22 protein-coding genes are annotated in these 24,399 nt (G+C 71.7%); 14 read left to right on the top strand and 8 right to left on the bottom strand.

The window, feature by feature from the left end:
* The first annotated feature begins 209 nt into the window (after positions 1 to 209).
* The 4 genes from ACFV57_RS14070 (at position 210) to ACFV57_RS14055 (ending at position 4,285) form a co-directional block, all read left to right on the top strand.
* Positions 210 to 677, top strand: a complete 468-nt coding sequence (locus ACFV57_RS14070; protein WP_385230292.1) for a hypothetical protein — start codon at positions 210 to 212, stop codon at positions 675 to 677.
* Positions 670 to 1,902: an MAB_1171c family putative transporter gene (locus ACFV57_RS14065; RefSeq protein ID WP_385230289.1), complete on the top strand. Its 1,233-nt coding sequence runs from the start codon at positions 670 to 672 to the stop codon at positions 1,900 to 1,902. Before ACFV57_RS14070 ends, ACFV57_RS14065 begins: the two co-directional genes overlap by 8 nt.
* A 26-nt stretch (positions 1,903 to 1,928) precedes the next feature.
* The gene (locus ACFV57_RS14060) at positions 1,929 to 2,771 is read left to right on the top strand and encodes an oxygenase MpaB family protein (RefSeq protein ID WP_385230287.1); all 843 of its coding nucleotides are present in this window, start codon (positions 1,929 to 1,931) and stop codon (positions 2,769 to 2,771) included.
* A 326-nt stretch (positions 2,772 to 3,097) separates the two neighbouring features.
* Positions 3,098 to 4,285: a cytochrome P450 gene (locus ACFV57_RS14055; RefSeq protein ID WP_385230284.1), complete on the top strand. Its 1,188-nt coding sequence runs from the start codon at positions 3,098 to 3,100 to the stop codon at positions 4,283 to 4,285.
* Between the two features lie 31 nt (positions 4,286 to 4,316).
* Here the strand turns inward: ACFV57_RS14055 and ACFV57_RS14050 are convergent, their stop codons facing one another.
* Positions 4,317 to 6,620: an ATP-binding cassette domain-containing protein gene (locus tag ACFV57_RS14050; RefSeq protein ID WP_385230281.1), complete on the bottom strand. Its 2,304-nt coding sequence runs from the start codon at positions 6,618 to 6,620 to the stop codon at positions 4,317 to 4,319.
* Positions 6,621 to 6,834: 214 nt separating this feature from the next.
* Here ACFV57_RS14050 and ACFV57_RS14045 point away from each other — a divergent pair, with 214 nt between their 5' ends.
* The 3 genes from ACFV57_RS14045 to ACFV57_RS14035 all read left to right on the top strand — a co-directional run bounded on the left by ACFV57_RS14045 (position 6,835) and on the right by ACFV57_RS14035 (position 9,092).
* Positions 6,835 to 7,608 carry a TetR/AcrR family transcriptional regulator gene (locus ACFV57_RS14045; RefSeq protein ID WP_385230278.1) on the top strand — a complete coding sequence of 258 codons (774 nt, stop codon included), beginning with the start codon at positions 6,835 to 6,837 and terminating at the stop codon, positions 7,606 to 7,608.
* A gap of 64 nt (positions 7,609 to 7,672) precedes the next feature.
* Positions 7,673 to 8,452 (top strand): SDR family NAD(P)-dependent oxidoreductase, encoded by a 780-nt coding sequence (locus ACFV57_RS14040; RefSeq protein ID WP_385230275.1) that lies wholly within the window; start codon positions 7,673 to 7,675, stop codon positions 8,450 to 8,452.
* 241 nt (positions 8,453 to 8,693) lie between these two features.
* Positions 8,694 to 9,092, top strand: a complete 399-nt coding sequence (locus ACFV57_RS14035; RefSeq protein WP_385230272.1) for a DUF779 domain-containing protein — start codon at positions 8,694 to 8,696, stop codon at positions 9,090 to 9,092.
* A gap of 234 nt (positions 9,093 to 9,326) precedes the next feature.
* Here the strand turns inward: ACFV57_RS14035 and ACFV57_RS14030 are convergent, their stop codons facing one another.
* The gene (locus ACFV57_RS14030; protein WP_385230269.1) at positions 9,327 to 10,274 is read right to left on the bottom strand and encodes a hypothetical protein; all 948 of its coding nucleotides are present in this window, start codon (positions 10,272 to 10,274) and stop codon (positions 9,327 to 9,329) included.
* A gap of 460 nt (positions 10,275 to 10,734) precedes the next feature.
* On the opposite strand from ACFV57_RS14030, the gene ACFV57_RS14025 reads away from it, so the two are divergent.
* On the top strand, positions 10,735 to 11,286 hold the full coding sequence (locus ACFV57_RS14025; protein WP_385230266.1) for a methylated-DNA--[protein]-cysteine S-methyltransferase: 552 nt from the start codon (positions 10,735 to 10,737) through the stop codon (positions 11,284 to 11,286).
* Here ACFV57_RS14025 and ACFV57_RS14020 read toward each other — a convergent pair.
* On the bottom strand, positions 11,184 to 12,446 hold the full coding sequence (locus ACFV57_RS14020) for an MFS transporter (protein WP_385230263.1): 1,263 nt from the start codon (positions 12,444 to 12,446) through the stop codon (positions 11,184 to 11,186). The genes ACFV57_RS14025 and ACFV57_RS14020 overlap by 103 nt on opposite strands.
* A gap of 684 nt (positions 12,447 to 13,130) precedes the next feature.
* On the opposite strand from ACFV57_RS14020, the gene ACFV57_RS14015 reads away from it, so the two are divergent.
* Positions 13,131 to 13,598, top strand: a complete 468-nt coding sequence (locus tag ACFV57_RS14015) for an RICIN domain-containing protein (RefSeq protein ID WP_385230260.1) — start codon at positions 13,131 to 13,133, stop codon at positions 13,596 to 13,598.
* Positions 13,599 to 13,708: 110 nt separating this feature from the next.
* On the opposite strand, the gene ACFV57_RS14010 is transcribed toward ACFV57_RS14015, so the two are convergent.
* Positions 13,709 to 14,812: a Gfo/Idh/MocA family protein gene (locus tag ACFV57_RS14010; protein WP_385230257.1), complete on the bottom strand. Its 1,104-nt coding sequence runs from the start codon at positions 14,810 to 14,812 to the stop codon at positions 13,709 to 13,711.
* Positions 14,813 to 14,943: 131 nt separating this feature from the next.
* Here ACFV57_RS14010 and ACFV57_RS14005 point away from each other — a divergent pair, with 131 nt between their 5' ends.
* The 3 genes from ACFV57_RS14005 (at position 14,944) to ACFV57_RS13995 (ending at position 17,209) form a co-directional block, all read left to right on the top strand.
* Positions 14,944 to 15,291, top strand: coding sequence for an ArsR/SmtB family transcription factor (locus ACFV57_RS14005; protein ID WP_385230254.1), 348 nt, complete (start codon positions 14,944 to 14,946; stop codon positions 15,289 to 15,291).
* 47 nt (positions 15,292 to 15,338) lie between these two features.
* Positions 15,339 to 16,346 (top strand): NADP-dependent oxidoreductase, encoded by a 1,008-nt coding sequence (locus ACFV57_RS14000; RefSeq protein WP_385230251.1) that lies wholly within the window; start codon positions 15,339 to 15,341, stop codon positions 16,344 to 16,346.
* A gap of 344 nt (positions 16,347 to 16,690) precedes the next feature.
* Positions 16,691 to 17,209 carry a DUF2716 domain-containing protein gene (locus tag ACFV57_RS13995; protein ID WP_385230248.1) on the top strand — a complete coding sequence of 173 codons (519 nt, stop codon included), beginning with the start codon at positions 16,691 to 16,693 and terminating at the stop codon, positions 17,207 to 17,209.
* Between the two features lie 9 nt (positions 17,210 to 17,218).
* Here the strand turns inward: ACFV57_RS13995 and ACFV57_RS13990 are convergent, their stop codons facing one another.
* Positions 17,219 to 17,524 (bottom strand): helix-turn-helix domain-containing protein, encoded by a 306-nt coding sequence (locus tag ACFV57_RS13990; protein WP_385230245.1) that lies wholly within the window; start codon positions 17,522 to 17,524, stop codon positions 17,219 to 17,221.
* A 190-nt stretch (positions 17,525 to 17,714) separates the two neighbouring features.
* Here ACFV57_RS13990 and ACFV57_RS13985 point away from each other — a divergent pair, with 190 nt between their 5' ends.
* The gene (locus ACFV57_RS13985) at positions 17,715 to 17,891 is read left to right on the top strand and encodes a hypothetical protein (protein WP_385230242.1); all 177 of its coding nucleotides are present in this window, start codon (positions 17,715 to 17,717) and stop codon (positions 17,889 to 17,891) included.
* Positions 17,892 to 18,141: 250 nt separating this feature from the next.
* On the opposite strand, the gene ACFV57_RS13980 is transcribed toward ACFV57_RS13985, so the two are convergent.
* Positions 18,142 to 18,477: an ArsR/SmtB family transcription factor gene (locus ACFV57_RS13980; RefSeq protein WP_385230239.1), complete on the bottom strand. Its 336-nt coding sequence runs from the start codon at positions 18,475 to 18,477 to the stop codon at positions 18,142 to 18,144.
* A 171-nt stretch (positions 18,478 to 18,648) separates the two neighbouring features.
* Between ACFV57_RS13980 and ACFV57_RS13975 the strand changes: the two genes are divergently transcribed.
* A complete protein-coding gene (locus ACFV57_RS13975) occupies positions 18,649 to 19,791 on the top strand; it encodes an FAD-dependent monooxygenase (protein WP_385230236.1) in 1,143 nt (380 codons plus the stop codon).
* A 75-nt stretch (positions 19,792 to 19,866) separates the two neighbouring features.
* Here ACFV57_RS13975 and ACFV57_RS13970 read toward each other — a convergent pair whose 3' ends face one another.
* On the bottom strand, positions 19,867 to 22,821 hold the full coding sequence (locus tag ACFV57_RS13970; RefSeq protein ID WP_385230233.1) for a BTAD domain-containing putative transcriptional regulator: 2,955 nt from the start codon (positions 22,819 to 22,821) through the stop codon (positions 19,867 to 19,869).
* Between the two features lie 480 nt (positions 22,822 to 23,301).
* Positions 23,302 to 24,225: an ETX/MTX2 family pore-forming toxin gene (locus ACFV57_RS13965; RefSeq protein ID WP_385230230.1), complete on the bottom strand. Its 924-nt coding sequence runs from the start codon at positions 24,223 to 24,225 to the stop codon at positions 23,302 to 23,304.
* Between the last annotated feature and the right edge of the window lie 174 nt (positions 24,226 to 24,399).

Below are 24,399 nucleotides of genomic sequence, written 5' to 3'. Positions count from 1 at the left end.
ATGGGCGGGACGCGGACACGGGACGCAGACAGCGGACACCGGAGCGGCGGCAGCGTGGCGAGGTGCGAGCCCTGTGTGTGGCCCGTGATGCGGCCGTTGTGGTATGTCGTTGAGTTCGTCGAGACCGGAGGAGATCCGTGAGCGCCTCGCATTTACCCGTCGGGCGTGCGGTTCACTGGCGGTTGCCCGAGGGACAGGGGAGCGCGTTCGTGGGTTTACGTAGCGCCCGGCGCAAGTGCCGGGCCCTGCTGGAGCAGGCCGACCTGCCGCCGTACTCCACGGTGCGGGAGCTGTGCGACGGGCTCGGCGCGCGGCGCGGGCGTCCGATCGTGCTGGTCGCGCGGGAGACACCGCTCGGGGAACGGTCCGGGCAGTTCGAACAGCACCTGACCGAGGACCGCATCCACTACCCGCTGCACACCAGCGAAGCGCACCAGGCACACATCATCTGCCACGAGATCGCCCATCTCCTGCTCGCCCACATTCCCGAACTCGACGCGCTGGACCCGGAAGTGGCCCGGCTGGTCCTGGGCCGCTCGCACTACGCCGATCCGGCGGAGGAACAGGCCGAGATCCTCGGCACCCTGCTGTGGCAGCAACTCGCGCTGGCACCCGACGAGGCGGCGAGCGCCTCGGTGGTCACCTCGCTGGAGCACCGCAGGAGCCGGCATGTATGACCTCGTCGCCAACTGTCTCTACCTGGCCATCGGCGCGCTGTGGGTGGTGCTCGCCGTCTTCAAGTCGCGTGCCTGGCGGCGGCAGCGCTTCCCGGCGCTGCTGGTCATGGCGGTGGCCTCGGCCGCCACGGCCGTCTCCTTCCTCTGCTCGGCGCCCGCCGTGGCGGCCGTGATCAACGAATCGTCCGGCGTCGGCTTCCTGGGCCTGCTGATCGTGTACGTCGCCAGGCTGCTGTTCGGCGCCGGTGCCGTCGTGCTCGTCCTGCTGTGGGCACCGCCGTCGCGGCGCCGGGCCGGGGAACAGGCGTGGGCCGTGCCGTACGCGGCGGTGCGCACGCAGGTGCGGCGCAAGGTCGGCTGGGTGTACGGGCCGGTGATCGCGGCCATGCTCGTGCTGTTCGCGCTCTTCCCGCCGGGCCTGGACAGTTCGCTGCCGCTGGACACCACGTACGCGGCACAGCCGCCGGTCCTCGCCTTCCTGCTCGTCTACCAGGCGGCGTTCGCGTGGGGACTGTGGCAGCTGGGCCGTACGTGCCGGCGGCACGCCACCGCGGCGGCCGCCCAGCGCCTGCTGCGCCGGAGCCTGCGGTGCCTGGCCGTCGGCAGCGCGCTGATCGGCGGTTACTGCCTCACCAAGTGCGTCGCCATCGGCGCGGCGGCGGCCGGCACGCACGTCCTGGACTGGGTGGGGTCCGTCGTCAGCCCCCTCTCGGGCTGCGTCGGCTGCCTGGTGCTCGCCGTGGGCTGGGCGGGCGCCGCCGCGGCCGGCTGGCGTCAGCGGCGTGCCGACTACCGCGCCCTGCGCCCGCTGTGGACGGCGGCCATGCAGGTGGACGGGCGGCTGGCGCTGGACGGGCCGCGGCGGCCATGGGCGGAGTGGCTGACGGCGCGGGACCTGGAGTGGCGGCTGACCCGCCGGACGCGGGAGATCCGCGACGGGCAGCTCGCCCTGCGCCCGTGGGTACCGGAGGACGTCGTCGCGGCCGCCCGGCGGTGCGCTGCCGAGCACCCGGACATGGCGCCGCAGGAGAGGGAGGCCGCGGTCGCGGCGGCGGCCTTCGTCGGGGGGCTGCGCGCGCTGCGGGCCCGGCAGCGACCCGAACGGCACTGCGAGCACACGCCCGGGGCGGATGTGGCACCCGGTGACGAGCGCCGTCATCTCGTTCTCGTGGCCCGGCATCTCCAGGGGCCGTTCGTGACGCGCGTGCTGGCCGAGGCGTCTTGAGGGATTCGGAGGGGAGTTCCCGGGAGGTGGAGGACGACGCGAGGGGCGAGGCCGCGGACGTGCCGTACCACGCGTCGCTCTCCTCGTACGACGGCGTGGCCATGCCGCTGGAACGGGCCGAGGCCGTCTACCGGCACCTGGTCCGGCACGAGTTGAGCGAGGACCTCGCGTTCGGGCTCAACATCGGCTTCTACCGGACCTTCGCCGTCCCCGAGATCGCCGGGCTCCTGGCGTCCACCGGCAAGATGACCGGGCGGGCGGAGGTCCGCGCCAAGACCACCGGGCTGATGATGCACCAGCTGTTCGCCGCCGGGCTGGACAGCCCGCGGGGCGCCGAAACCATCGTCGCCCTGAATCGCGTCCACTCCCGCTGGCAGATCGGCGACGACGCCTTCCGCTACGTCCTGTCCTGCTTCGACGTCGCGCCGATGCGCTGGTGCGACAGGTACGCGTGGCGCGCCACCACCGGGGCGGAGAAGGCCGCGTCGCACGCGTTCTACCTCGGCCTGGCCGACCGGATGGGCATCCGCGAAGTCCCGGCGACGTGGGACGCGTTCGCCGACTGGACCGACCGCTACGAACAGCGGCAGTTCGCCGCCACACCCGCGTCGGCGGAACTGTGGGCCGCCACCCGCGGAATGCTCATCCGCCGCTTCTTCCCGCCCGCGCTGGGCCCGGTCGTCCGCACCGCCGCCGACGTGTTCCTGGACGAGCCGCTGCGCCACGCCGTCGGCGCCCGCCGCCCCTCCGCGCCCGTACGAGCCCTGGTCCTGGGCGCCATGCGCCTGCGAGCCCGCCGCAACCGCCGCGCCCACGCCGATCCCGGTTACCGACCGGACCTCCCGCCCGTAGTACGCGACCTGGCGTAACCGGCACAGTCCTGCCGGTCCCGAGGGCCGCGGCCCCGTCCAACTGGTTGCGGTTGCCCCCGCATTTCGGTGACCGCACAGTGAAGGCAATCGGTCCGTGCCGACTCGGATTTCCGCGGTGGGGACACCTGCGGTGCCGCATAGCGCGGCGGCGGAATGCGCTGCGCCGACCGAGCCCGGCTGTTCCTTTGGCTGCCGGGAACACCGTGCGGACCGGCCGGACCCGGCGTCGGTCACCGGCCACCCCTCTTCCGTGGCCGGCGCCGTCTTCGAGATGCGTGGTCGCCCGGCTCCGCGGCGGTCGACGACGGAGAAGGGATGTCAGGATGACCCGGCCCGAGGAGATACCCGTACACGTCCGCCGGGACCGTTTCGATCCGGTACCCGGATTGCTGCGGCAGACGGCCGAGTCGCCGCTGACGGCGGCCCACGTCGACTTCGGGCCCTTCGGACGAGTGAAGTGGGTCGCCACCGGTGAAGCCGAAGTGCGGGAGGTGCTGGGCGACCTGAAACGGTTCAGCTCGGCGCTGCCCGACGCCGGGGAGGACGGGGCCGGGCCCCCGAACCTGCCGGGGAACCTGCTGACCTGCGACCCGCCCGACCACACCCGGCTGCGCAAGATGGTGGCCCCGGAGTTCACCGCGCGGCGCACGCGGCGGCTGGAGGCGCGTGTCCACGAGGTCGTGGCGGAGTGCCTGGGCGCCGTGGAACGCGTCGGGCAGCCGGCCGACTTCATGCGGCACTTCGCCTGGCCGATGGCGGGGCTGATCACCTGCGAGCTGCTGGGCATTCCCCGGGACGACCGGACGGAACTGGCGCGCTACCTGGACATCTCCCAGAACGACGCGGGCACCCCGGAACAGCGGACGGCCGTCGGAAAGGCGTACTGGGCGTACATGGTCGAGCTCGCGAAGCGGCAGCGCCGCGAGCCCGGCGACGGCCTGTTCGGCGCGGTGGTGCGGGGGCACGGCGCGGACATCACCGACGAGGAGCTGGCCGGCCTCGGCGCGACCTTCGTATCGGACGGGTTCCTGCAGGTCTCCAGCATGCTGGGGCTGGGCACCCTGGTGCTGCTGGAGCACCCCGGCCAGCTCGCGCTGCTCCGGGAGCGGCCGGAGCTGATCGACCGGGCCGTGGAGGAACTGCTGCGCTACGTGACCGTCATCCACACCGTGGCGCCCCGTACCGCCCTGGAGGACGTGGCCATCGGAGACCAGGTGATCGAAGCGGGTGAGCGGGTCGCCTGCTCCTTGTTCGCCGTCAACCGCGCGCAGGCCGGGGACGTGCCGGATCGTTTCGACATCACCCGGGAGGCCGGCCCGCACATGGCCTTCGGGCACGGCATCCACCACTGCGTCGCCGCTCCGCTGGTCAAGATGGAGATGGCCGCCGCCTACCCGGCGCTGCTGGGGCGGTTCCCGGGGCTGCGGCTCGCGGTGCCGCCGGACGAGATCTGCTTCCGGGTCTCGCAGACGCGGCAGTTCAGCCTGGAGGCACTGCCCCTCGCCTGGTGAGCGAGGGGCAGGTCCGCGGCGCTTTCACCCGTCAGCGCCCCACCGGCCCGGTGTGCCCGACGTAGTCCCGCAGATGCCGGGCCGTGCGCGTGTCACCACCGGCGACCAGGTCGGCGGGGGTGCCCGTGAAGACGACCTGCCCGCCGTCGTGCCCGGCCCCGGGTCCGAGGTCCACGATCCAGTCCGCGTGGGCCATCACCGCCTGGTGGTGTTCGATGACGATCACCGAGTTGCCGCCGTCCACCAGCCGGTCGAGCAGGGCGAGCAACTGATCGACGTCGGCCATGTGCAGTCCGGTGGTGGGCTCGTCCAGGACGTACGTCGTCGCCTTCTCGGTCATGTGGATGGCCAGCTTGATGCGCTGCCGCTCGCCGCCGGAGAGGGTGTTGAGCGGCTGGCCGAGCCGCAGATACCCCAGCCCCACGTCGTTGAGCCGCCCGAGGAGCGCGTGCGCCTGCCCGGTCGGGAAGAAGGCGTGCGCCTGCGACACGGACATCGCCAGCACCTCGCTGATGTCCTTGCCGCGCAGCTTGTACGTGAGCACCTTCGGCGTGAACCGCTTGCCCTCGCACTCCTCGCACACCGACGCCACCCCCGCCATCATCGCCAGGTCGGTGTAGACCAGCCCGATGCCGTTGCAGTGCGGGCAGGCCCCCTCCGAATTGGCGCTGAACAGGGCCGCCTTGACGCCGTTGGCCTTGGCGAAGGCGGTACGGATCGGATTGAGCAGACCGGTGTAGGTGGCCGGGTTGGAGCGGCGCGAGCCGCGGATCGGCGACTGGTCGGCGACGGCGACGCCCTCGCGCCCGGCGACGTACCCGTGGATCAGCGAGCTCTTGCCGGAGCCGGCGACGCCGGTGACGACGGTCAGCACACCCAGAGGTATCTCCACGTCCACGTCGCGCAGGTTGTGCCGGTCCGCGCCCTTGATCGCCAGGGTGCCGCGGGGCGGGCGCACCGTCTCGCGCAGCCGCGCCCGGTGCCCCAGGTAGCGCCCGGTCAGCGTCCCGGAGGCGCGCAGCCCGGCCACGTCCCCGTCGTAACAGATCCGCCCGCCGTCCGTGCCGGCGCCCGGCCCCAGGTCGACGACGTGGTCGGCGATCGCGATCGTCTCCGGCTTGTGCTCGACGACGAGCACCGTGTTGCCCTTGTCCCGCAGGCGCAGCAGCAGGTCGTTCATCCGCTGGATGTCGTGCGGGTGCAGTCCGACGGTGGGCTCGTCGAAGACATAGGTGACGTCGCTGAGGCTGGAGCCGAGGTGCCGCACCATCTTCACGCGCTGCGCCTCGCCACCGGAGAGGGTGCCGGCCGGGCGGTCCAGGCTCAGGTAGCCGAGGCCGATCTCGACGAGGGAGTCGAGCAGGTGCCGCAGGTTGGCGAGCAGCGGCGCCACGGACGGGTCGTCGATCCGGCGCAGGAACGCGGCGAGGTCGCTGATCTGCATGGCCGAACACCGCGCGATGTTGACGCCGTCGATGGTGGAGGAGAGCGCCGCGGCGCTCAGCCGGGCGCCGTCGCAGACGCCGCATTCGGTGAAGGCCACGGCCCGGTCGACGAAGGCCCGGATGTGCGGCTGCATCGCGTCGCGGTCCTTCGCCAGGAACAGCCGCTGGACCTTGGTGACGAGGCCTTCGTACGTGGTGTTGAGGTTGGCGGCCTTCACCTTGGTCGCAGGCTTGTGGAGGAAGTCCGCCCACTCCCGCTCGGTGAAGTCCTTGAGCTTCTTGTCCGGCGGGAAGAAGCCGGAGCCCATCATGACCTGCCAGTACCAGGAGCCGACGGTGAAGTTGGGCACCGTGACGGCGCCTTCTTCCACGGAGAGTTCGCGGTCCACGAGCTGGTCGATGTCGATGGCCGACACCTGGCCGAGGCCTTCGCACTCGGGGCACATGCCCTCGGCGCTGTTGAAGCTGAAGGCGCTGGAGGTGCCGATGTGCGGGGTGCCCAGCCGGCTGAAGACGATGCGCAGCATGGTGTACGCGTCGGTGGCGGTGCCCACGGTGGAACGGGAGTTGGCGCCCATCCGCTCCTGGTCGACGATGATCGCGGCGCTCAGGTTGCGCAGCGCGTCCACGTCCGGGCGGCCCAGGCTCGGCATGAACGACTGGACGAACGCGGTGTACGTCTCGTTGATCAGCCGCTGTGCCTCGGCGGCGATGGTCCCGAAGACGAGTGAGGACTTGCCCGATCCGGAGACCCCGGTGAAGACGGTGAGCCGCCGCTTGGGCAGGTCCAGCGACACGTCGGTCAGGTTGTTCTCCCGCGCGCCACGCACCTCGATGACGTGGTGCAGGTCCGCGGCGGCCGGCTGGGGGCTGGAGGGAGCAGCGGGCATGTCGGTTCCTTCTCCTCTGGTACGGCGGTACGTCGGCCGGGCGGTGGTGCCTCGTTCGGCCGGGCAGCAGAGGGCGGGCCGTGGCCCCGGACCCCCGTCGCGTCGCCGTACTCTCCCACACTTTCCGCGTACGGCGTACTCTATACAGCGTACGGAGATAACGGCGGCGGAGCGCACCCGGCCGCCGTCCACCACCCCGACCCGAGGCGGACGGATGACCACGGAACACCGCGCCGACCCGGCCCGCGCCCTGCGCCTGCTGTGGCGGGCCCCGGGCGCCGGCGGGCCGCACCGGCGCGGCCCTAAGCAGGCGCTGAGCATCGGCGCCGTCGTACGGGCCGCGACCGGCCTCGCCGACGACGGCGGGCTCGACGGACTGACCATGCGCCGCGTGGCGGAGCGGCTCGGAGTCACCCCGATGACCCTCTACACGTATGTGCCGGGCAAGGCCGAACTGCTCGATCTGATGCTGGACACCGCCTACTTGCGGATGCCGCGCGCCGCGTACGCCGACGCGCCGTGGCGGGCGCGGCTTACGGCGGTCGCACGGGAGAACCGCGAACTGTACCGGCGCCACCCGTGGGCCGCGGCCCGTCCGGCCTCCCGCCCGCCGCTCGGCCCCGGGGCGATGGCCAAGTACGAACACGAACTGGCCGCCTTCGACGGCCTCGGCCTGGACGACGTGACGACGGACGCGGCGCTCACGTTCCTGCTCGGCTTCGTGGAGTCCGCCGTCCGCACGGAGGCACGGACCCACGCCGCCGCCCGGGACAGCGCCCTGACCGACGAGCAGTGGTGGGCCGCCGCCTCCCCCGTACTGGCCACCGTCTTCGACCCGGGCCGGTATCCGCGCGCGGCCCGGATCGGTACCGCCGCCGGCGAGGCACACCGCGGCGCGTACGCCCCGGAGCACGCCTTCGCCTTCGGCCTCGAACGCGTCCTGGACGGCCTGGCCGCCCTGGTGGAGCCGGTGCGGCCGACGCGCTGATCTCCCCCGCCAGGGCCGCCGGGCCGGTGTCGTCGGGCCCCGATCTGCCGTCTAAGGTGCGGCAATGACCTCGCACAGCTATGTTTCCGAACTCTTCGCACTGGACGGGACGGTCGCCGTGGTGACCGGCGGCAGCTCCGGGATCGGCCGTTCCATCGCCGGCGCCCTCGCCCGCTCCGGCGCGAGTGTCGTCATCGTGGCGCGCAAAGAGGCCGAACTCGTCGCCACGGTCGACGAGCTGACGGCCGACGGCTGCCGCGCGGCCTGGGTGAGCGCCGAGCTCGGCACCCGTGAGGCCGTCCGCGCGGCGGCCGACCGGGCGGCCGGGATATTCGGCGAGCCCGACATCCTCGTCAACTCCGCCGGGGTCAACCTGCGTCCGCCGATGAGCGAGCTGGACGACGCGGTGTGGGACACCACGATGGCGGTCAACCTGGAGGCGCCGTTCGTGCTGGGGCAGCGGTTCGGGCCCGGCATGGCCGAACGGGGCTTCGGGCGGATCATCCACATCACGTCCCAGCAGGCGCACCGGGCGTTCGTGCAGAGCGGCGCGTACGGCGTGTCCAAGGGCGCCCTGGAGTCACTGGCCCGCTCCCAGGCCGAGGCCTGGTCACCGTACGGCGTCACCTGCAACACGCTGGTGCCGGGCTTCGTCATGACGGCGCTCAACACCCGCCTGTCGTCCGACCCGGAGAAGGTGGCGGCCCTGGCCGACCGCACCCTGACCGGGCGCAACGGCCTCCCCGGGGACTTCGCGGGCGCCGCGGTCTTCCTGGCGAGCCGCGCCTCGGCCTACATCACCGGGCAGTCGCTCTTCGTCGACGGCGGCTTCTCCGTCCACTGAGCCGATGCGGGGGCGTGTACGGGGAGGGCGGGCGTACCGGAGGTGGGCGGGCCCCGGGCACCCTCACGGACAGCCCGAGGCCCGCCCACTACACTGCGAAGAGCGTCGGCACCGCGGCGACGGCCGGCCATCTCCCCGGCGCGCACCGGGAGTTTCACCGCACCTGATCCGGACGGACGGCGAAGGAGTGGCACATGGACCGATGCAGGCCCCACGCACCACGGCCCTTGCGGTGGGCGCCATGAGCGCCGGGACCCCGGAGCACACCACCGGGCGCATCGACCTGACCCCGGCGGCCGAGGAGCTGATCCACCGGCTGCGCGCGGCGCACGGACCGCTGATGTTCCACCAGTCGGGCGGGTGCTGCGACGGCAGTTCCCCGATGTGCTACCCGGCGGGCGAGTTCCGTACGGGCGCGTCGGACGTGCTGCTCGGGCAGCTGTCCGTGCCCGGCGTCGCCGAGGCGGTGGACTTCTGGATGGCGGCGGACCAGTTCGCCCGATGGCGGCACACCCATCTGACCGTGGACGTCGTGCCGGGGCGGGGCGGGGGCTTCTCCCTCGAAGCGCCCGAGGGCGTGCGCTTCCTCATCCGCTCGCGGCTGTTCAGCGACGAGGAGCGGGCGCGGCTCGGCGACTGAGCGGGGCCCTCGGGCCTGGGGGCCGCGGCGGGCACGGAGCTGGTGAGGCCCCGCGCACGGGGGATGACGCGGGGCCTCACCGTGTTCAACGATTGAAGCGGGCAGGAGTTCCCCTCCGGCACGAATTTCGCGGGAAGTTTCCGTACCGGCCCGTGCACGACCGGGCCGGGCCTGCGCTTGACCGGACCGGACCCGTGCACGACCGGGCCGGACCCGTGCGTGCGCACACCGGGCTCAGGCCTCGTCGTCCACCAGCCGCTCCAGCATGTCCTGGAAATCGACGTCCACGACCACCCGGAGCCCGTCCCCGTCCGGCTCGCTGAGCCGGGTCATCCCGCCGCGCCGCCACCAGAACACGTTCGGGCTGATCGCCCCCGCCGCGTCCTCGTGCCCCGCCGCGGCGAACTGCGCCATGGCCTGGAGCGCCGGTACGACCTGCGCGTCGTGGATGGGGTGGAAGGCCAGCTGGTGGCGGAAGGGCAGCGCGACCAGCGCGCCGTCCGCGGTCAGCGGCGTCCCCATGACCCGCTGCACCAGGTCCTCCAGGACCAGCACCCTGCTGGCGGTGAAGAACGAGTCGCCGAGCACCACCTCGAACGCCGAGCCGTCACCGCGCCGTACCGTCTCGTGCCCCTCGACCGGCAGCGCGCGCAGGTTGTTCAGCGCCCTGATGCGCAGCTCGGCCACCTCGCCCAGGTCCGTCAGCGAGTCCTCGCTGAGCATCTGTACGGCCTCGGGCAGATCCAGGGCCAGCACCTCGCGCAGGCCGGGGGCCGGTGTGTGCCCGTACCGGAAGGAGTCCGCGGGCGGCAGCGTCTCCTCGGCGACCACCCGCGGGAACAGCCGGGCCCGGATCTCGTCCTCCGAGAGGGTCTCCAACGGCTGCGGCCCGTCCATCGTGCGCAGCACCTTGCCGACGTGGTCGCGGATCATCGCGGGCCAGACGCGTTCGCCGCGCCGGTCGCGGTGGCAGACCGCGGCGAGGTTGCCCAGCCCGAACTGCCGCCCGCCGGAGTCGGCGACCACGCCCGCGTACACCGTGACCTCCAGGCCCCGTTCGGCGAACGCCTGCCGGACCTGTGACCGGAAGACACCGCCCTCGCGCGCGGAGAAGAAGGCGAACTCCCCGTCGCGCGGGGTCTCGCGCGGATCCCGCTTCGGTCCACGGCGGAACAGGCCCATCTCTTCCTCCCGGCGACGGCCACGATGCCGCCGATCGTAACGGGTGCGCCGGAGCCCCCGACCGGCCCCGTCCGGTCGCGCCCCCGCTCCCCCGCCACACCGCCACCCGGCCGGCCGGGGTTCGCTGTGCTGATCCTGCCCAGGAACGGGGCCGGTCATGGCGCCCGCGAGCAGGGGAAACGGGCGACGGGCAGGCGCGCGCGGGCCGACGCCGCCCGGGCCGGGGTACGCTGCGGGGCCCGCCGCGCGGCACACCGGGTCCGGTGGTGCCCGCCGCGTCCGGCCGCCGGCACCGTCCGGCACGCCGGGCGCCCCGCGTGCCCTCGGCGCCGCTGTCACCGGCGGGAATGCGACGTCCGAATCCCGCCAGCCGTCGCCTGCCCGCGCGAGCACGGTAGAGGTGACGGACGAGCCGGTGAACGGCACGAGAGCACGGAGAAACAGAGAAAGGGGCCGGATGATGTCGGCCACGACAGTCCACACGACGCTCGCCAGCCCGCTGGGCGACCTGCTGCTGGTGGGCGAACCGTCCGCAACCGCGCCGGGCGGCACCGCGCTGGCCTCCCTGTCCGTACCGGACCAGAAGGGCGGCGCCGCGGTCCGGGAGGCGTGGGTCCACGACCCGGCGGCCTTCACGGAGATCGCCGCCCAGCTCACCGCGTACTTCGAAGGCCGGCGCACCCGCTTCGCCATCGAGTACGTGCCCGGCGGCACCCCCTTCCAGCAGCGCGTCTGGCAGGCCCTGGAGGCCGTCCCGTACGGCGAGACGTCCACCTACGGCGACATCGCCGCCCGCATCGGCGCATCGCGCGCCGCGGTCCGCGCGGTCGGCACGGCCATCGGCCGGAACCCGCTGCTGGTCGTCCGCCCCTGCCACCGGATCATCGGCGCGAACGGCACCCTCACCGGCTACGCCGGCGGCCTGCCGCGCAAGGAACAGCTCCTCCGCCTCGAAGGCGCGGCGTGCGTGGCGGCAAGCCGCGCGCCCGGTGCCGACGTGCTCGGCGTCTGACGGTACGGAGCAGCCCGCTCGCCCAGCAGCACCGCACAGGCGCCGGCGGTCAGCAGCCCGCCCATGAGGAAGACGCCCCGTACACCCGCGAGCGGCAGGACCAGTCCGCCGAGGGCCGCGCCCGCCGCGATACCGGCGTTGTAGGCACCGGAGTTGGCCGCGAGAGCGATGTCCGTGCGGCCCGGCGCACACCGCAGCATCGCGTGCTGGGTGGCCATGAACACCGGCCCGAGCGCGCTTCCCGTCAGGACCAGGAACGCCACCGCCGCCACGGGATCGGTGCCGGCCGCGTACAGCCCGAGCACGCCCACCGTCTGCGTGGCGACGGCCGCGATCAGCGTGGCGTGCGGAAAGCGGTCCAGCAGCACCCCGGCGACGCCCACCCCGGCCAGACACGCGACACCGAACGTCAGGAGCAGGGCGCTGACCGCGTCCGGGGAGAACCCGCTCACGTCGCCGAGGAACTTCACGATGTAGGTGTATGCCGCGAACGCCCCGGTGGCGGACAGGGTCCCGGCGGCCAGCACGGTCCCGAAGAGGCGGGCGTCGGGGCCGGTTCCGTAGGCGGCGTGCCCCTCTTCGGGACGTGCGGTCGGCAGCAGGACGGCGACGGTGACGAGGGAGACGAGCGCCGGACCGGCCAGTACCGCGAGCGGCACCGGCCAGCCGCTGTGCCGGCCCAGCCAGGTCCCGGCGGGAACACCGAGCACGAGTGCGAGCGAACCGGCGACGGACAGGGCACCGACCACGCGCCCGCGGACTCCGGGCGGGAACAGACCCACCGCGACCGGCCCCAGCACGGCCCAGAACAGCGCCTGCGCGAGCGCGGTCAGCAGGCGCGCCGCGAGCAGCAGCCAGTAGGAAGTGGCCGACGCCGCGACCAGGCTGGACACGGCGAGCGCGGCCAGGAGTCCGGTGAGCAGGTGGCGCCGGGGCACGGTCCGTGTGAGGTGGGTCAGCGGCAGGGACGCCACGGCGACCGTCACGCCGTAACCGGTGACCAGGTAGCCGACCGCCGGTACGGGCACCCGCAGCCCCTCGGAGATGAGTTCCAGGAGGCCGATCGGCAGGTTCTCCGCGGTGTTGAAGGCGAAGGCGGCCAACAGCAGGGCCCTGAGCACCGCCGGCCCGCGCCATCGGGCCGACTGCGCCGTGACCATCCGGCCGCTCCCCCGTCCCCGACGCAACGTCTCCCCCCGTCACGCCCTCGCCCGTCACGTGTGCGCCGCGCGCCCGGCCACGTTCGGCGGCAACTCCCCTACCGAGGACCGCTGCTCACGACGGCGAACGCGCGTTCGTGGACGTATCATCACCCGGCTCGCCGCTCCCGGCGCAACCGAATTCCATCGCCGCACACCCGGCGTGCCCGCGCGGCCGCGGCCGCGGTCGGAACGGCGCGGCGCCAGGCCGGTCAGCGGCTTCTCCAGAACCCCTCCGCACAAGCGGTGTGAACGGCGCCAAGCACCCCAGACCCGGCGCCGTTCGCCCGCCGCTCCTCCCTTCCCCCCACCACCCGCTCACGCGGGCCGGGAGGAGCGGCCGGGCAGCGGCTGAACCCGAGTAGGGCGATCCCCCGCACCACCCAACCCAGGCAGCCTCGGCCGGAGCCCGTCCACGCCGGGACGGGCCTCCGAAGCCCTGCCGAGTATATTGGCTCCGGGCCAGTCAACGCAGGGGCTGCACCATGACCATTTTCGAGCGGTCCCCCCGACAGGCTCGTCGATCATGGTCCGGACCGTCTCGCACACCGCCTCCCGGCACGGAAAGCGCGGCCGCCACACCCGTCTTCGTACACTTGAGCGACTCGACGGCGATGGGCCGCGACAACGGGAAATGGGGCGGACGTGAGTGGTGCCGAGGGTCTCGCGGCGGTCGGCGAGGGGGCGTACGCACTGCGCAATGTGAGCAGCGGCCTGCTGCTGGAGGTCGAGGACGGCCGCAAGGGCAGCGGGGCGAACGTGCGGCAGGGCGAGGAGGACGGTTCACCGGCGCAGCTGTGGCAGGTCACCGAGGTCCACCCCGGCAGCGGACTGCGGCACCTGACCAACGTGGGCAGCGGCAAGCGCCTGGACGTCACCGGCGCCTCCACCGAGAACGGCGCCAACGTCCAGCAGTGGAAGGCCAACAACTACGGCGCGCAGGAATGGCTCCTGGAGCAGGACGTGGACGCGCCCGGCACGTTCACCCTGACCAACTACGCCAGCGGCCTGCTGCTGGAAGTCGCCGACGACAGCACGGAGCCGGGGGCCAACGTCCAGCAGTGGGAGGACCGGGACCGCCCGGGCCAGTGGTGGACGCTGGAGAGCCGCTGACGCACGCTGCCGGACGGAAAATCCTGCGCCCCGCAGGCCGGGCCCGGTCGGAGGGCGGCGCACAGGCCACACCCCGGCCGGAAGGCGGCGGGACACCGGCCGCGGCCCGCTCAGAAGGCGGCGGCTCGCTCGATGCGGTCGAGCAGGCGGTGGCGGCGTACGGCGTGGGCGAAGTCCGGGGCGTGGTGGGTGCCGGCGACGAGGTCGGCCCGGATCTGCTCGTAGGCGTGAGCCACGGTGTACGCGTCCTCCGTGGTGCGCCCGGCGAGCGCGGGCAGCGTCGCGTACGCGGCGGGGACCGGCAGTTCCGCGAGCGCCGTGTCCGCGCCGCGCGCTCCGTGCACGGTGACCTGCCCGAACTGCAGGTGACCCGAAGCGCCGGTGATCAGCAGATCGCCGGCGGTTCCGTTGATCTCCCAGTGGAAGTTCGTGGCGCGGGACAGGCCGCCGCGGAAGTGGATCGAGGCCACCGCGCCGCTTTCGAGCACACCGCCGACGGCGATCTGGTCCGGCACGTCCATCCGCACCGACTCCCCCGTCACCGTGTCGCGCACCCGCGGGCGGCGGGTCGCCATGGTGGCGTCGAGGTCGGCGAACTCGCCGAGGGCCATGGTCACGGCGTCCACGGTGTGACCGAAGGGGATGGTGAGGAGGGAGGCGCCGTTGCCGCGGTCGAGCAGATAGCCGCCACCCGGCTCGACCTCCGCTCCCCAGCGGCGGCCCGAGGCGATCAGGCTGGTGGACAGGACCTCCCCCACGTATCCGTCGGCTATCAGATCGCGTACGTAGCGGACCGGCGGCGCGGAGCGGGCCTGGAGCCCGACGAAGGTACGGACGCCCCGGGCCTCGGCGACGGCGGCCAGTTCCTCGGTCTGCGCGAGGCCGTTGCCCAGCGGCCATTCGCTGAGCACCGTCTTCCCGGCTTCGAGGGCGGCCAGGACCAGTTCGCGGTGGTCCGGCACCTTCACCGAGACGACCACGAGGTCCACCTCGTCACGCCGTACGAGCTCCCCGGCGCTGCCGAAGGCCAGCGGCACGCCGTACTTCTCCCCCGCGGCCCGCGCCGACCGCGGCGTACTGGCGGACAGGGCGCGCAGCTCATAGCCCGGCACGGCGGCGAGCGCGGGCAGGTGGGCGCGGGCGGCCCAGCCGCCGGAGGCGCTGAGGCCGATGACGCCGACGCCGATCGGGGCGGCGGAGGTGGAGGCGGGCATGGCGGATTCCTTTCACCGGACACACGGTGGGCGCTCGGTCGAGCGTGGTCATGACCGTAACCCATGTTCGCGTTCAAGTGAACATGATGCGATGCCGGACACGGGTGAGGACGGTGAGGGATACTGAGGGCATGGCCAGCCGTACGTCCTCGCCCCTGCTCCATCCCGACGAGCGGGACTTCGACCTGTTCGCCGTCATGAGCGCGCTGACCGACCCGGTCCGGCTGAGCATCGTGCTCACGCTCGCCACCGAGTCGGCGGTGCCCTGCGGCACCTTCGACCTGCCCATCGCCAAGTCCGCCCTCAGTCGCCACCTGCGGGTGCTGCGCGAGGCCGGCGTCATCAGCCAGCGGGACGAAGGCACCCGCCGGGTCAACTCGCTGCGCGCGCAGGAACTGGAACGCCGCTTCCCCGGCCTGCTCACCCTCGTACTCGAAGAGGGCGCCAAGCGCGGTACGCCACAGCCGGTGTCCGCCTGAGGCAGTGGAAGCGCCGACAGCACACGGTCCGTCGAGGGGGACGACAGATGCGCACCACCGCGCAGGAATGGCAACTGGCCGCGCGGCCTGTCGGGCGGCCGGCGCCCGGGGACTTCCGGCTGGTCGAGCGGGAGCTGCCGCCGCCCGCCGAGGGCGAAGTACTGGTGCGCAATCGTTTCCTCTCGGTGGACCCCTACATGCGGGCCCTGATGGGCACGGACCACTCCGGCTCCCTGGCCTACCAACTGGGCCGTCCGATGAACGGCGGCGCGATCGGCGAGGTGGTGGAGTCGCGATCGGCCCGCCTCGCTCCGGGTGACCTGGTCCTCAGCGACCTCGGCTGGCGCACGGCCGCCGTCGCATCCGCCGCACGCTTCACCCGCCGGGAACGGATCGCGGGCGTCCCGGACTCCGCTTTCCTCGGGGTGCTCGGCATGCCGGGACTCAGCGCGTACGTCGGCCTCACCGAGATCGCCGGACTGCGGACGGGCGAGACCGTGTTCGTCTCCGGCGCGGCCGGCGCGGTGGGCAGCCTGGCGGGCCAGATCGCCCGGCTGCGCGGGGCCAAAGCGGTGTACGGCAGCGCCGGGTCACCGGAGAAGGTCGCGTACCTGACCGGAACACTCGGCTTCACCGCCGCCTTCGACTACAAGGACGGCGACATACGCGGGCAACTCGCACGGGTGGCGCCCGGCGGCATCGACGTCTACTTCGACAACGTCGGGGGCGAGCATCTGGAAGCCGCCATCGACCTGCTGAACCAGGACGGCCGCGCGGCACTGTGCGGAGCCGTCTCCGAATACAACGCGACCAGACCCCCGCGAGGCCCACGCAACATGACCGAACTGGTCAAGAAGCGCCTCACGTTGCGCGGCTTCGAAATCGGCGACCACGCCGCGCTGCGCCCACGGTTCGAACGCGAGGCGGGCCGCTGGCTGGCCGCCGGGCGGCTCACGTTCCACGAGACGGTCGAGGACGGGATCGGCCGGGCGGTGGAGGCGTTTTTGGGGATGATGGACGGGCGCAATACCGGGAAGATGCTGGTCCGGCTGTGATCGGCGGCCGGGCCGATACCCCGCAGCCGGGAGGCGGCTGCCGCCCCCGGGCACGCGCGGACCAGATGCCCGAACTCGGCGCAGTGATCCATCAGCCACGCCAGGTGGAACTGGCCCTGGTTGACCACGCCCGCATCCGTGCCGCGCTTGTGCTCGACAGCCACCAGCGCGTCGTTCTCGCCCAGGCCCAGCCGCACCGTCCTGAAGCGATTTCGTCGCTTGGAGCTCATGCCACTTCTGGGGACTTCGCCGCAAAGCGAGCCGATACACGAGGTTCTGTCAGCGATCTCGTGACGGGTACGCGTCGAAGGGAGCACGCCGGGCCAACTCGATAGTCTGCGCGAATGACGAGCGAGCCTGTAACCGAGCTGCCGGAAACCGAGTACCGAAGCGTCTGGGACCGCTTCTACGCGGAGTTCGCATTCAGTCCGAGCGTGAACTGGGCCAAGTGGCCTGCGATCAAGGAGCCGGCTGACTCCGTCACATGGAGTCTGGCGTCACTGGACGAGGATGCAAGCTATACGCGTCTGGACCGCTTTGTCGCGGTTGTCGAGCAGGGGCTGACTGCGTGCGTCGAGCCGGAGGCCAGGCTGTTCGCGCTCGACTGGCAGCACGTCTCCTACTCCTTTGCTCCGCATCGCGTCGGCGGGCATGGACAGGAACCATGGCCGCTGAGCCCCTACCCCGACGGCGATTACTACATCTATCTCTCGGAGGACTTCCGGCTTGGCAGCTTCGGGCACCCCTGGGAGTCGTCGGTGTGTCTGTTCGGCCAGGAGCTGCTGGATACGGTGGCCGCCGAGGTCGAAGATGTCCTGGGACCGCCGCTGCGACGTGCCGGCCGCAGTTTGCCTGCAACGTGACGTCCTTTCCTATCCGTGTGACGCGCGGGCGCATGATCCACCCGCTGATGGTGCGCGGGCTGGGGGCGGAAGCCGGCGCCGGGACGGCCGTGCCGCCACGCCGCGTGCGCACGCGGCGTGCAGGGAGGGCTTGAACTCGTCCAGGAGCACGTTCCGGCGGTCGCGGGCGCAGGCGAGGGGCACGTCGAAGCCGGTGTCGCGGTAGCGGCGGACGGTCTTGCGGTCGATGCCGAGGCGGCGGGCGATTTCGCTGATCGGGTAGCCGATCTCGACCAGGTGGTTGTTTTCCTCGTGGTGTCGCCGGGCGCAGTCCACGATCAGCGGCGGCCACGGCGGAAGGCGAACTCGTCGACGCCGAGCACCCGCGGCGCCCGGTCCGGGGCCGACGGGCAGGCAGGTGCCGCGGCATTCTCATCCGCCCTGCGGGTAGGCAGGCGCCGCGGTCCGGGCGCCCGAGTTCCATGACGGCCTTGCCGGTGGGGGTGGGCTTGCCGCCGGGCGCCAGGTGCGCACCGCCGAGGCGTCCGGCCGGGTCGCGGAGCTCCTGGCGGGCGTGTGGGTACCCGCGGGGTACCCACTGAGGCGCGGCGAGCTGCTCGGCGTCGCGGCCGGCGCCTGCGCGGTGCACTGGCCGGATCTGGTACTGGTGGCGCCCGACGGCCGCCTGATCGCCGTCGCGTGATCGCCGTCGAGGTCGAGCTCACACGGAACAGGATCAGCGCCCTGCGCGCGATCCTGCACTGGTGGAGTGTCGGTATTCGAGAGTTGCAGTATTCGCCCGCAGGGCGAGCAGGCCGGCATCCGGCCCGGTCACGTCATCGGTGGCACGGCGTACGACTCTCGCCGTAGCAGGCGCTGTCTGCGCGAAGACGGTTCAAGCACACGATCCCGGAGCCGAGGGGTCATGGGCGAACGCTTGTACTCGCCTGTGCTCAGCGAGGAGCGGTATCGCCCGGAGGGTCTGCTCCCAGGAGGGCGAGCAGCCCGGGGAATCTCTTCTCGATGTCCGTGCGTCGTAGTCGGATGCCCTTGCGGTTGCCGTAGTCGATCTCGTCGACGAGACCTGCCTCGCGCAGGACGCGGAAGTGGTGGGTCTGGGTCTGCTTCGAGACCGGAAGATCGAAGGAGTTGCAGCCCCGCTCGCTGTCGCTGCGGTCGGCGGCCAACTGCGTCATCACCGAACGACGGTGCTCGTCGGCGAGGGCGCGGAACACCGCGCCCAGATCGAGCGCGTCGGCCTCCGGGCCGGCCAGGTTCTTCGCGGTCACGCGGCACCCCCTTCAGGTACGACTTGAATCGTACCTGAAGGATGTGCTCCACTGAGGTACGAAATTTTTCGTACCTTGGTCCGATCGCGCTGCCCCGTGCCGCCGCGCCCCGAGACCCGGCCCCGGCACCCGCCGGGGACCTGGTCATCGACACTCCGAGAGGTCATCGTCATGAAGAAGCCCGAGGTACTGATAGTCGGTGCCGGAATCGCAGGGCCCGCACTCGCGTACTGGCTCTCCCGCAACGGCTACCGGCCGACGGTCGTCGAACACGCCCGGCAGCTGCGCTCCGGTGGCAGCGCGATCGTCGTGAAGGGGCCCGCGATCCCGGTCGCCGACCGCATGGGCATCCTCCCGCAGCTCCGCGGGCTCGCCACCCGCAACCGGTCACTGACCCTGCTCGACCCCGACGGCAGGCGAATCCTGCAACTCCCGCTCACCTCGGACCAGGCGCCGACGGTCGAGGTGACCCGGGCCGACCTGTCCGAGGTGCTCCACCGGTCGGCGCAGACCGAGGCCGAGTTCTTGTTCGACGACACGGTCACCGCTCTCGACCAGGACGCAGGCGGGGTCGACGTCACCTTCCGGCGATCCGCGCCACGGCGCTTCGACTTGGTGGTCGGTGCCGACGGGATGCACTCCACCGTACGGCGCCTGGTGTTCGGACCCGAGCGGCAGTTCGCGAGCGACCTGGGCCTGTACGGCGCCACCGTCCCGCTGGAACCCGACGCCATCGAGGACCCGAGCGAGATGACGATGCTGACCGTGCCGAACCGGATGCTGGTCGTCCACCCCTCGCGGACCACTCCGCTCGCGATCTTCACCTTCCGGGCCGCGCAGGCGGCGCCCCACGACCGCAAGAACATCGCCCTGCACAAGCAGACCGTGGCCGACGCCTACGCCGACGTGCGGTGGCGGGCACCGGAACTCGTGGCGGCGTTCCTCGACCACCCGGCTCCGTTCTTCGACCCCCTGACCACCCTCCGGGTGCCCTCGTGGTCCCGCGGACGGGTCGTACTGCTCGGGGACGCGGCGGCGGCGACAGCCCTGCTGGGCGACGGGTCCAGCATGGCGATGGCGGGCGCGTACGCCCTCGCGCAAGAGCTCGCCGCCCACCCCGGTGACCACGCCCGCGCCTTCGCCGCCTACGAGTCGCGGCTCCGCCGCGAGGTAGGCCCGCGGCAGCGACGCGTCGGCCCGCTCTCCAGACTCCTGGTGCCCCGCACCCGGCCGGGCCTCGCGGTGCGCAACGCGGTGGGCCGCGCGGTCGGCCGCACGAACCGGATCACCTCCCGCGAAGCCGCGAACCGGTAGACCGAGCCCGCACCGACCGCTCACCGGTCGGTGCGCAGCTCCGCGGTAGCCACGGTCCCCCGGAGCGGCGAGGCCTTACGCGCCCGCGGCGCCCGTGGCGTTGGCGCTGTTCACCGGTGTCGGTCTGGCCGTGGGCAGGAGCCTTCGTACCGCGGGGGCCTGCGGAGAGCCCAGTGCCTCGTACGTTTGCAGGGCTTTCTGCCAGCAGACGCGGGCGCGGTCCGTATGCCCGGTCTGCTGGAGGGCGTGGCCGAGGACGGTGAGGGCGTTGGCGCGGGCCCATTGGCCACTGGGGCCCTGCAGGATGGCGAGGGCCTCTTCGGCCCGCCCCGCGGCCTGGGCGGGCCGGTCCGCGGCGAGTTGGGCTTCCGCCATCCGCCAGTACGTCATCGCCTCCCACAGGCACTGCCTGCTGTCCTGGTAGATGGGTACGGCTTGTTCGAGTTGCCGTATGGCGTCCTCCGGGCGCCCGGCCTGTGTCAGGGCCACGCCGAGTTCGTAGTGGCCGAAGGCCAGCCGCGTCGTCGCGCCGATCTCCCGGTAGAGGGCCAGGCACTGCTCGGCCAGGCTCACCCCTTCGGCGATGCGGCCGGTGTCCTGGTAGAGGCGAGCGAGGTTGGCCAGTGCGCTGGCCACACTGTTCTGGGCTCCGTAACTGCGAAAGGCGGCGAGCGCCTGTGTCAGAAAGGATTCCGCGTCTTCGTGACGGCCCTGCAGGCTCGCGATGATGCCGCTTTCATTGAGGGCCTGGGAGGACAGGACGGGGTCCGCGCAATGGGGCCTGAGCGCCATGGCGGCCTGCGCCTCCCGGTCCGCCTCCGCGACACGGCCGGCCATGACGTGGACATGGATCATGAGCAGGCGCAGCCGCCCCTCGGCGTGGACGTCCCGTGCTTGCAGGGCGGCCGTCAGCAGGCGGGCGATGGTCTGCTCGTACTGCCGGGCGCCCGTACCCGAATCGGCCAGGTCCTTGGTCACCAGCAAGAGATCCGCCGCGCGGCGCAGCAGGGGTCCGCCGGCCGAGCCGCGGGCGCACGCCAGCAGGTTCCCGGCCTCCGTGTACAGCCACTCCAGCGCGCTTTCCCGGTCATCGAAGGGCAGGCCCGGATATCGGGTGGGCTCCAGGTGGTCCAGCAGGGGTTCTCCGGGCCGGTTCATCGTGTACACGCGGGCAGCCGTGGCCAGGTAGTGATCCAGCAGCCGGGACCGCGCCGCCTCCCGCCGCTCCGGTGATTCGTCACGTTCGGCACGAGTACGGGCGTAGAGGCGTACGAGGTCGTGGTAGCGGTACCGGTCCGGCGCGGGGGATTCCAGCAGCGAGGTGTCCACCAGGGACTCCAGCGTCTTCCTGGCTTCTTCGGTGCCCAGGCCGAGTACGGCCGCGGCGGCGCCCAGGGAGATGTCCGGCCCGCACGGCAGAGCCACCAGCCGGAAAGCGCGGGCCTGCCGGGGAGGAAGCTGCCCGTACCCGAGTTCGAAGGTGGCCTCGATGCCGAGGTCTCCGGCCTGGAGCTCCCGCAGCCGACGGTGTTCGTCGGCCAGTTTGCGGACGAGGTCGGCGGCGGTCCAGGCGCGGCGTGCCACCAGGCGGGCGGCGGCGATCCGGACGGCCAGCGGCAGACAGCCGCACGCCGTGACCACGTCCCGGGCGTCCTCGCCTCCTTCGCCGGTGATGCGGGTGAACAGGGCAAGGGCTTCCTGGAGTCGCATGATGTCCAGGGCCACTACATGTGTCCCCGGCAGGTGGGTCAGCCGGTGGCGGCTGGTGATCAGGGCGGCACAGCCGTTCGTGCCCGGCAGCAGGTGACGGATCTGGGCGGCGTCACGGGCGTTGTCCAGCAGGACCAGGACGCGGCGGCCGTCGAGTACGGAACGGTAGAGCGCGGCGCGTTCGCTCACCTCCTCGGGTATGGCGCAGTCCGATACCCCCAGGGCCCGCAGGAAAGCCCCCAGTACGGTTTCGGGGTCGGCCGGGCGCGGTCCGGAGCCCTGGAGGTCGACGTACAGCTGTCCGTCGGGGAAGACCGGCCGGAGCGCGTGCGCGACATGCACCGCCAAGGCGGTCTTGCCGACGCCTCCGACCCCCTCGACCGCGCACATGGCCACCCCGCTCCCCTTGCCCGCGCCGAGGTTCGCGATCAGTTCCTCGACCAGCGCGGACCGCCCGGTGAAATCCAGGGTGCGGAGGGGAAGCTGAGCCGGTCGGTACCGCCGTGCCGCGCCCTCATCCGCAGAGCGCGGGCGCACCCCTACGGGGACGGGCAGGCGGGGGTCGGCCCGCGCGATACGTCGGCGCAGTTCGGAGAGTCCGGGTGAGGGGGCGACGCCCCGTTCCCTGGCGAGCAGGCGCCGGGCGTCGGCGTAGGCGGCCAGCGCCTCGGCCCGCCGGTTGCCGCAGTAGAGCGCGAGCATCAGAAGTTCCCGCAGTCGCTCGCGCAGCGGATGCCCAGCTGTCAGCGCCGTCAGTTCCGCCACCACCTCCACGTGCTGCCCCGCTTCCAAGTCCAGGGCGAGACGGGTCTCCAGCAGGCTGAGGCGACGCTCTTCCAGGCGGGCGCGCCAGGTCGCACCGTACGGGCCCGGCACACCGGTCAACGGCTCATCGGTCCACAGCTCCAGGGTCCGGGCCAGCAGGTCGCGGGCGTGGGCCGGGTCGCCCGATCGACGCGCCTGCCCGGCCTCGGCCGCGAACCGTTCGGCACGTTGCAGGTCGAGCGCGCCCTCAGCGACGCGTAACGCATAGCCGTCGGAGTCGCTCATCAGCAGACCGGCATCCGGCCCCAAGATGCCGCGCAGTCGGCACGCATACTCGCGCAGGGCGTCCATCGGGGTGGACGGCGGGTTCTCCCCCCACAGGGCGCGGATCAACTCCATCGCCGAGGTGCCGTGTCCGTCCTTCAGCAGCAGAACGGCGAGCAACGCCCGCTGCCGCGGCGAACCGACATCGAGCTGTCGTTCTCCGCGCCGGACCCCGACCGGGCCCAACACCGTGAACCGCAACAACCCCTCGTCCCCCGCTGCGCCGGTCATGGACGTCTCACATCCCGCACTTGGTGTTCCGGCTTGCCAGTCTTCCACGCATGCGCCCGGAAAGCCACGCAAGGGCAGCCGACGCCGGTGTAAGCGGAGCGCGAAAGACTGGCTGTTGGCCGAAGTATTCGGGCAGTAATGCCTTGACGAGACGTCGCGGAAGTCGTTACGAAATTCGTTGCGGAAAACTTTACGGAGATCGTCGCGGAATGAGAACAGGATTTGTGGTTCTGCGCCGGGAAGCAGGTTTCAGGGGTTCTGCCCTCGTCACCGCTTCTACGGCCGGACTGTGCGCCGCACTTGGACTGCCCGGGGACGAGGGCGAACGGCTGAGCGCCGGTGCGGTCTACGCGCAGGTCGGGCACCGCACTGCGGGACCTCACCGGCGTTCAACTCGTCACGGCAATCGCAGAGTGCGCAGACTATGCAACTGCGATCACCGACCGTGGCGAACCCCGGCGGTCGAGGCCGGGGCCTGGACTAGACCCCGAATGTGCGTGACCCGTATTGGGACCAGGACGATTCACGCTCACTGCCGGAACCCTGGATACTTCCGCCACCCGCATCGACATGCGCGGTCTCGCCGATGCCGCTCTCGACATATTCGATCTTTGCGGTGGTCCCGCTTTTCCCGGTCATCACGCCCTCCACTTGGGCGATGATGGTGTCGGGGGCGGTCACCACATACCCCGAAAGATCCACCGGGGCACCGTATCCCCCATTTTCGTTGTACCACTTCAGATCGTTGATGATGTCGCCGATGTCCACGAACCACATCCGGTGGTGCGGGTCGCTCTTCACCAGCGGGACCTCTTGGTCGAACTGCACGACAGCGGCGCCCTTGAGCTTGACCGTTGCCGTGAACGGTATCCGCACCGACCGCTCGTTGACGGACTGGGTGACGAGCACCTTCCGCCTCGCGGCGACCACCACGGGGGAGGAGAACCCCCATTCGCGATCCTGCGACGTGGTCGAGGTGTGTTCCGCGCTGAAGTTGATCTCACCGCTCCACTTGACCGAGCCTTCGGCGATCAGCGGCAGTTCGAGTTTGCCCGACACCTCGACGCCGATCTTGAATCCGCCGCCGACCTTCCACGAATAGGTGTCCGTGTACTTGGAATGGAACGTGGCGGTCTGCGTCTGGTCCTTGGACGTATTGTTGACGAGCTCCCGGTGGTCCAGAATCGCCCAGGCGTCACCTACATCCTGCTTCGGGTAGTGATAGTCGACCGCCAGTTCACCGATTTTCTTGAGCTCACTGGCCGCGTGCTTGCTTAATTCCGGGCTCTTGGAGTGATCCCAATTGGTCGCGTACGACCAGCTGTAACTTCCGTGGCCTTTGTTGTAGTAGGCGATCGTCCGCTCGGCCCACTTACGCACGATCTCGTCAAGCGAGAGAGCCATTTCCAAATTCGGCCAGGCGCCCCGGAGCACAAGGTATTCGCCATCGTCCCTTGGACGACATCAACCGAACTGCTTCGGGGGCCGATAATGAACGTAAAATCGGCGGCAAACCGCTGTCCAGCGCTGTTATGGTGGCCGCACATGGCTGATGGCCCCGCCGTAGAACGTGTTGAT

Source organism: Streptomyces sp. NPDC059788 (genome assembly GCF_042732265.1).
In the GTDB taxonomy this organism is placed as follows: domain Bacteria; phylum Actinomycetota; class Actinomycetes; order Streptomycetales; family Streptomycetaceae; genus Streptomyces.
This window is presented reverse-complemented; position numbering and strand designations above follow the sequence as displayed.